Raw genomic sequence first — 6,356 nt, 5'->3', positions numbered from 1 at the left:
ATCACCCATTTTCAGAAACTTCAAATCTAAAAACCACCATATACCTACATATTAGCTAAAGATCTCGAAAAAAATTACCCCACTCCGGTTCATCTTGGGGAAAAAGACTTTAGCCCCCCCATACATTTGCTTCAATCGATTACTGATTCGCGATAAGTAATCACGGATCGAGGGAAGGACCTTCGACCATTGCAAATTAATACTTAGAAATCATGGCTAAACAAACTGGTCTAATTAAATTGAGAGGGACATTGGATAATGTCAGTTTCTACAAAACGCAAGATGGTATTCTTGCACGCATGAAAACTTCTGTTGATTCAAATCGCATTGCTACTGATCCTGCATATATCAGAACCCGTGAAAACGGTGCTGAATTCGGAAGATCGGCAAAGGCGGGAAAAGTTGTACGTGATACTCTTCGTCCGTTGTTAATGCTAGCTTCCGACAATCGCGTAACTGCACGCATGACTAAGGTTATGACAAGTATCAAAAATTATGATCTAATGAGTAGTCGCGGAGCGCGAAACGTTGCAAGCGGAATCAACGATCAAGCTGCTAAAGAGTTGCTAAAAGGATTCAATTTTAATGAACGCTCAAATCTTGGAAGCGTTTTATCCAAATCATTTTCTGTAACACAAGCTACCGGAGAGATAACCATTTCGGAAGTTATTCCATTGAATGATATCAGCTTTCCTCCGGGTGCAACTCACGTCACTCTTCAAAGTGGTTGGGCAAAGATTGATTTTACAATCGGTGCCGGTGATTTGCAATTATCTCCAGCAACAAGCTTACCGATTGATGAGACTTTGCAAGACATTTCATTGATTCCGACTTCTGCACCGATAGGATCCGGAATTGATATTCATGTATTATGCATTGCATTTTATCAAGAGGTAAATGGAGTTCAGTACCCGCTTAAAAACGGAGCCTTCAATGCTTTAAGCATTGTTGAAATTCAGTAATTGTTTCATAACCGTAGCGGCTTGTAAAGCCCGCTACGGTTCATTCAAAAAATCATTATCATGAAAATCAAAGAAAGATATCAATCAACTACTCCAAAGTTTTTCAGAGTAGTTCGTACCATCGGATTATGTTTAGTTGCTGTTGGTGGCGTTCTTGTGGCTTCACCTGTCACAATTCCCACAGAATTCGTTTCATTCGGAGGTTATCTTTTAGTAGCTGGTTCCGTTGCAACCGCTGTTGCACAAGCAACCTCTGTGGATGAAGAAAAATAAGTATCTCATTTAAAATCATGTATTATGAATCATTCAAATAAAAGATCAGAACAAGTAAAAGTTCTGATTAAAGTCAAAAGACCGAAAAGATTTAAGGCCGGTTCAGACTTAAGTGACGCTGTTAATCTTGTTTCTATTGAGGTTGAAGAAGAAGTAAACGGAGAATCTGAAAGTCTGTTCGTTCAACTTAGTATTGAAGAATCGTGTCAAACTTAAATCAATATTGGCTATGCAGCACAGCGGTGATCATACAACCAGTGTTGGTACAACAGCCGGAACAGTGCTTACTGTCCTTGCAAACATTAGTTCGCAAGACTACATTAAAACGATTGTACTTGCAATCATAGGAGCGGTCATTAGTTTTTGTGTTTCATGGTTGTTAAAGTGGTTGACACGAAAAAAAGAAAAGTAACCTGCAACGGCTCTCACAAGGAGCCGTTTTACTTTTAATCATTTAATAATCTATTATTGATTTTGTCATTTCATTTGCAGTCCTAAATTCTCTTATTATTTGACCCAAGACCTCTGATAATATTATACTTTTCTGCTTAAGTAATTTATGTTTTTTTGATGTTTCGAACTTTGACCTAGTAGGATCAATTCATCCATTTAAAGATGAATGGGGAAATGCGGTACTTAACATTAGATAAATGTAATATTAGAATCAAAAAACATTATATTCTAGCAAAGTTTTTATTAGCGGTAAGACACTGCTAATAAAGTGACTAAAAGTTTCAATAAATAATTGTGGAAAAAGAATTTATGAAACCCTTGGTTTTAAGGGTATAAAAAAATAGTTTCGTATTCGAAACTATTGTATTATGTTGTCAGTAAATCAGGTGTCAAAACAATTCTGTTGTTCAGAACAATATGTTAGAAAGTTGATACGCGAAGGAAAAATTCAAGCTGAGCGTATTGGTTCCACATGGGTTATTCCTCAAGAAGTAATTGATGAACTTTCTATTGATGATTTCAAAAGATCCAATTTGGGTAAGGTGCCGGATAGAGTTTCAATGAAGAAACATTCCAAGAATAAACTGAATGTACTTTCTTTTTTTTCTGGGGCAATGGGATTAGATATTGGTTTAAAGGAATCGGGGATGAATGTTCTACTTGCTTGTGAATTTGACGAGCCAACAAAGAGAACTATTGTAAAGAATGATTCGGAAATAGGATTGATTGGGAACCTGCTTTCCTACTCAGTTGAAGAAATATTAGCTTACGCTAATTTGAACTCAACAAGCCAAGTGGATGTTATTGTTGGTGGTCCACCATGCCAAGCGTTTAGTACTGCAGGTAAGAGAATGGGATTTCAGGATGAACGCGGAAATGTATTTTTGAAGTTTATTGATGTAATTAAATCAATAAGACCAAAGTATGTAGTTATAGAAAATGTTCGTGGGTTGATGTCTGTTCCTATGACAATTGATATAGATGATAATCTTTCTGAAGAATTCGATCTAAAATCTACAAAGGGATCATCATTGTTCTTTGTGAAAAGTAAATTAGAAGAAGCTGGTTATAAGGTGTCTTTTAATCTATATAGTTCAGCTAATTTTGGAGTTCCTCAAATAAGAGAAAGAGTTGTTATTATTGGGACTCTTTCAAAAAATCCAGTTCCATATTTAACCCCAACTCATTCTGAATTTGGGAATTTTGGATTGAAACCATGGTTGACCTTTAAAGATGCAGTATCAGGATTGGATAATAAAGAGTGCTCCTATATTCGATTTTCAGAAAAGAGACTTCAGTATATTAAAATGCTAAAACCAGGGCAGAATTGGAGAGATCTTCCAGTAGAAATTCAGCCAATTGCAATGGGTAATTCTTATTTGCTTGGGGGGGGTAAAACAGGTTTTTATAGAAGACTTTCTTGGGATAAACCTGCTCCAACTCTTGTTACACACCCTGCAATGCCTGCGACGGAATTGGCGCATCCAATAGAAGACAGACCATTATCTGTAGAAGAGTATAAAAGGGTTCAACAATTTCCAGATAATTGGCAAATTGAAGGAACCATTATCGAACAATACAAACAGATTGGAAATGCTGTTCCTGTGGGATTAGGATTAGCTATTGGAAAAGAAATCGTTGCACACCATAAACAACGAATACTTAAATCTGTTGAGGGATTTCCTTATTCAAGATATCGAAATACTTCTGATAAGGAGTGGGAGATGGATTTCTTGAAGAGAGCGAAAAAGACTTTAGTTGCAGAAGATTGAAGGTTAATCAATATTTTTCCTATATTGGTTGAATAATCTACTATTCATGGCAATTACACTTTTCGATGTAAATAATAAAATTATAGAACATCACGATTTACAAGACAAACTTCGTTGGTGTGTGGACGGTGAAACTAAAGAGCAAGCCTTTGTAAGGCGGTATGGTTTAGAATTGGGGTATCAAATGAACCCCACTAAAGTAACGGATCCTTATGCTCCCGATTTATTATTTACAAAAGATAATTTACTAACTGATTTAAAGTCTCAACATACACCTTTTTTTAAGTCTCAATCTCTTTATGGAATTGAGCCAACTTATGCAGTTGTATTTAATGTAAAGGATAAAGAGAGGTATATTGAACATTATCCCAATATAGATATATTGTACTATATTGAATGGGTAGCCTTGAAAGCTGATATTTATGGGAAATCTTTTCAGGTTAATCCATTAGTTGGGGTCTATAGAATTTCCTTCAAGAACTTATTAACGATACTTGATGATAAAAAAATTCACAAGTACCAACAAAGGGTCGGTGATACTAAAGGAAATGCAAGAGATAGTTATGTAATTGACATTAGAAACCCACTTTTTGAACAGATAAGATAGAGTGTGTTTTTCTTTTCCATTTGATTGTTATCTTTGATTTAAAAGGCTAATATTAATTACCCAATGGCAGAATTCGATTTAAAAAGAGTAACTGAATACGTTGAAAATCATATTGAAGAATTTCATAATAGCCGATTGGCAAAAGTTGAAAGTATTAAATTGAAAGATGTATTAAAAAGTAAAAATCCATACCTATATAGAGCAAAAAATGTAACCCAATCGCGAGAAATAATTGAAGGGATTTTAAACGCATTTATTTCCTCTAGTGAGGAAGGAATTTTTGGAAATTGGCTAGAACGATTAGCAATATTCATAAATGACATGGTTTATGTTGGGCGGAAAGCAGGAATTGATGGTATAGACTTAGATTTTGATAAGGATGGTAAAAGATATTTGGTAGCAATTAAGTCCGGTCCAGCTTGGGGTAATGATAGCCAAATAAAAAAACTGGTGGATCAATTTAATACAGCAAGAAAAAGATTAGCGACCTCAGGAGCTTCCGTTGAAACTGTTTGCGTAAATGGATGTTGCTATGGTAGATCCCGAGAAAAGTCAGAATACAAAGCAAAAGGTAACTTTTATAAAATATGTGGTTCTCGATTTTGGGAATTGATTTCAGGTGAACCTGATTTGTATATTAAGCTTATAGAGCCATTAGGTAAAGAAGCAGAAGAACGAAATGCGGAATTTAAAAATGCTTATGACAACCTGGTTAATCGTTTAGATCGAGAGTTTTTAATAGATTTTTGTAAAGTAGATGGTTCAATAGATTGGGAAAAGTTAGTAAAATTTAATTCTTCATATTAACATGCTGAAAAATGAGAGAACGCAATATCGAAGCCCTAAAATCTAATGCAATCATCTAGGAAACAGATGCCTCTTTTAATTTTATTGTTGTGAACTAAAAACAATGAAAGAACAAAACTCTACAGTTTCAAACAATCATGACCATTACAACTTTTCACATCAGGATTTGAACGAATTCTAAAAATTTTGATCTTAATCATTTAGCTACAGTATAAAACCTCATTTCATGGTTCACCAAAACAACATAGAGCAGATTCAACTTTTATAATTTTATCACTCATCATCAGCCTCCATTCGACGATTTAGTGTTTCTATTAAATTATTCAAGAATTTTGTCCGGGCAATTTTACGAGCTTTAAGATCATGATAGATCTTGTAATGATCTCCTAATTCAATTTGAAGGGTATTTTGCAGCACTTCAGTTATTGTTTTGAGATCAACCTGCCCGTTATTTAATGCTCCGACTGAGTGAAGTGCATAAATCAATTCAACAAGGGCAGTTTTTGATTCAGTCCATTTTAATATCTTTTTGGGATTTGTTTGAGGAACAATAGGATTGAGTATTGTTTCTTCCATATGACTGATCCGAAATAACTCATTCCGGATTTGATGCTCTAATTTTTCAAACGCCAGGCATTTTGCCAAAATAAGATCATATCCTGTATTCCACCGAAAATCGACTTCTGCGAAGTCTACTCCATCATTTTCATACGCCCGTGCATTTTCACGTATAAAAAAATGATCATCCATGTATGTAGATTCGGAACGACTATAGCGGATGAATTCTTTGTTTTCTTCAAAGAATACATGAAAGCGAGCTAAATGGTCATTCAGATAATTTTTCTTGATCTTGTCTGATCCTAAAGGTAGATTTTGCTGTGCTATCAATACTCCCCTGAAATAAATCAGTTCCGCATGCAGTTTTGGTTTCGTTACCTTAAAACAATTTATTTCGTCTTGAGAATTTCTGAATCCTCTATTAATAATTTCATTTTTCAGATCAATCAGGTATTTCCGACTTAAATCTAAGGCTGAACGTGTATTGTTTTTGTGTGTTTCGAGGATGGTTTGAAGCTCGCTATTGAAATTAGATTCGAGCTTTTCGAGAAAAGCTTTCATGTGAACAGGTATTAATCGGTGTATTATCCATTATTAACTGGATTTTTCGGTGATTGTTACCTTGTTATCAAAACTTAACAATTAGAGTTATTCTTGGTATAGAATTTAGTTGGTTAGTTTTTTTACTTTCTTTCAAATTGATTTATTTAAACACTTCTAAAAATCCACTTTTAGAAGTCATAGAATCATTAAACAAGGTGAATTCGATTACATAAAAATAAGTGCCATTAGTAACCAATTCCCCCTTTTCGGTTTTTCCGTCCCATAAATTAAAAGTACTCCAATCAAAAACAGAAGCAATTGGAACCGTCATTTCGCCTCTATTTATCAGATTACCCCAACGATTAATTATCGAATAACTGA

General features: G+C 34.6%; 8 protein-coding genes. 6 read left to right on the top strand and 2 right to left on the bottom strand.

The features are described from left to right. Window positions 1-212: 212 nt before the first annotated feature. The 6 genes from Q1V93_RS19220 to Q1V93_RS19190 all read left to right on the top strand — a co-directional run bounded on the left by Q1V93_RS19220 (window position 213) and on the right by Q1V93_RS19190 (window position 4,874). Window positions 213-962, top strand: coding sequence for a hypothetical protein (locus Q1V93_RS19220; protein WP_300667088.1), 750 nt, complete (start codon window positions 213-215; stop codon window positions 960-962). A gap of 60 nt (window positions 963-1,022) precedes the next feature. Beyond that, complete coding sequence (locus tag Q1V93_RS19215) at window positions 1,023-1,235, top strand: hypothetical protein (RefSeq protein ID WP_300667086.1); 213 nt, start codon at window positions 1,023-1,025, stop codon at window positions 1,233-1,235. Between the two features lie 24 nt (window positions 1,236-1,259). Beyond that, on the top strand, window positions 1,260-1,451 hold the full coding sequence (locus Q1V93_RS19210; protein WP_300667084.1) for a hypothetical protein: 192 nt from the start codon (window positions 1,260-1,262) through the stop codon (window positions 1,449-1,451). A 605-nt stretch (window positions 1,452-2,056) separates the two neighbouring features. Then, window positions 2,057-3,460: a DNA cytosine methyltransferase gene (locus Q1V93_RS19200; RefSeq protein WP_300667080.1), complete on the top strand. Its 1,404-nt coding sequence runs from the start codon at window positions 2,057-2,059 to the stop codon at window positions 3,458-3,460. Window positions 3,461-3,506: 46 nt separating this feature from the next. Further along, the gene (locus Q1V93_RS19195) at window positions 3,507-4,067 is read left to right on the top strand and encodes a hypothetical protein (protein WP_300667078.1); all 561 of its coding nucleotides are present in this window, start codon (window positions 3,507-3,509) and stop codon (window positions 4,065-4,067) included. Between the two features lie 63 nt (window positions 4,068-4,130). Next, the gene (locus Q1V93_RS19190) at window positions 4,131-4,874 is read left to right on the top strand and encodes a PmeII family type II restriction endonuclease (RefSeq protein WP_300667076.1); all 744 of its coding nucleotides are present in this window, start codon (window positions 4,131-4,133) and stop codon (window positions 4,872-4,874) included. Window positions 4,875-5,147: 273 nt separating this feature from the next. On the opposite strand, the gene Q1V93_RS19185 is transcribed toward Q1V93_RS19190, so the two are convergent. Further along, window positions 5,148-5,993, bottom strand: coding sequence for an RteC domain-containing protein (locus Q1V93_RS19185; RefSeq protein WP_300667074.1), 846 nt, complete (start codon window positions 5,991-5,993; stop codon window positions 5,148-5,150). Window positions 5,994-6,135: 142 nt separating this feature from the next. Beyond that, window positions 6,136-6,356 (bottom strand): gliding motility-associated C-terminal domain-containing protein (locus tag Q1V93_RS19180; protein WP_300667072.1); only part of this gene is annotated, 221 nt, incomplete at its 5' end.

This window comes from Fluviicola sp. (assembly GCF_030151805.1).
Taxonomy (GTDB): Bacteria; Bacteroidota; Bacteroidia; order Flavobacteriales_D; family Crocinitomicaceae; genus Fluviicola.
This window is presented reverse-complemented; position numbering and strand designations above follow the sequence as displayed.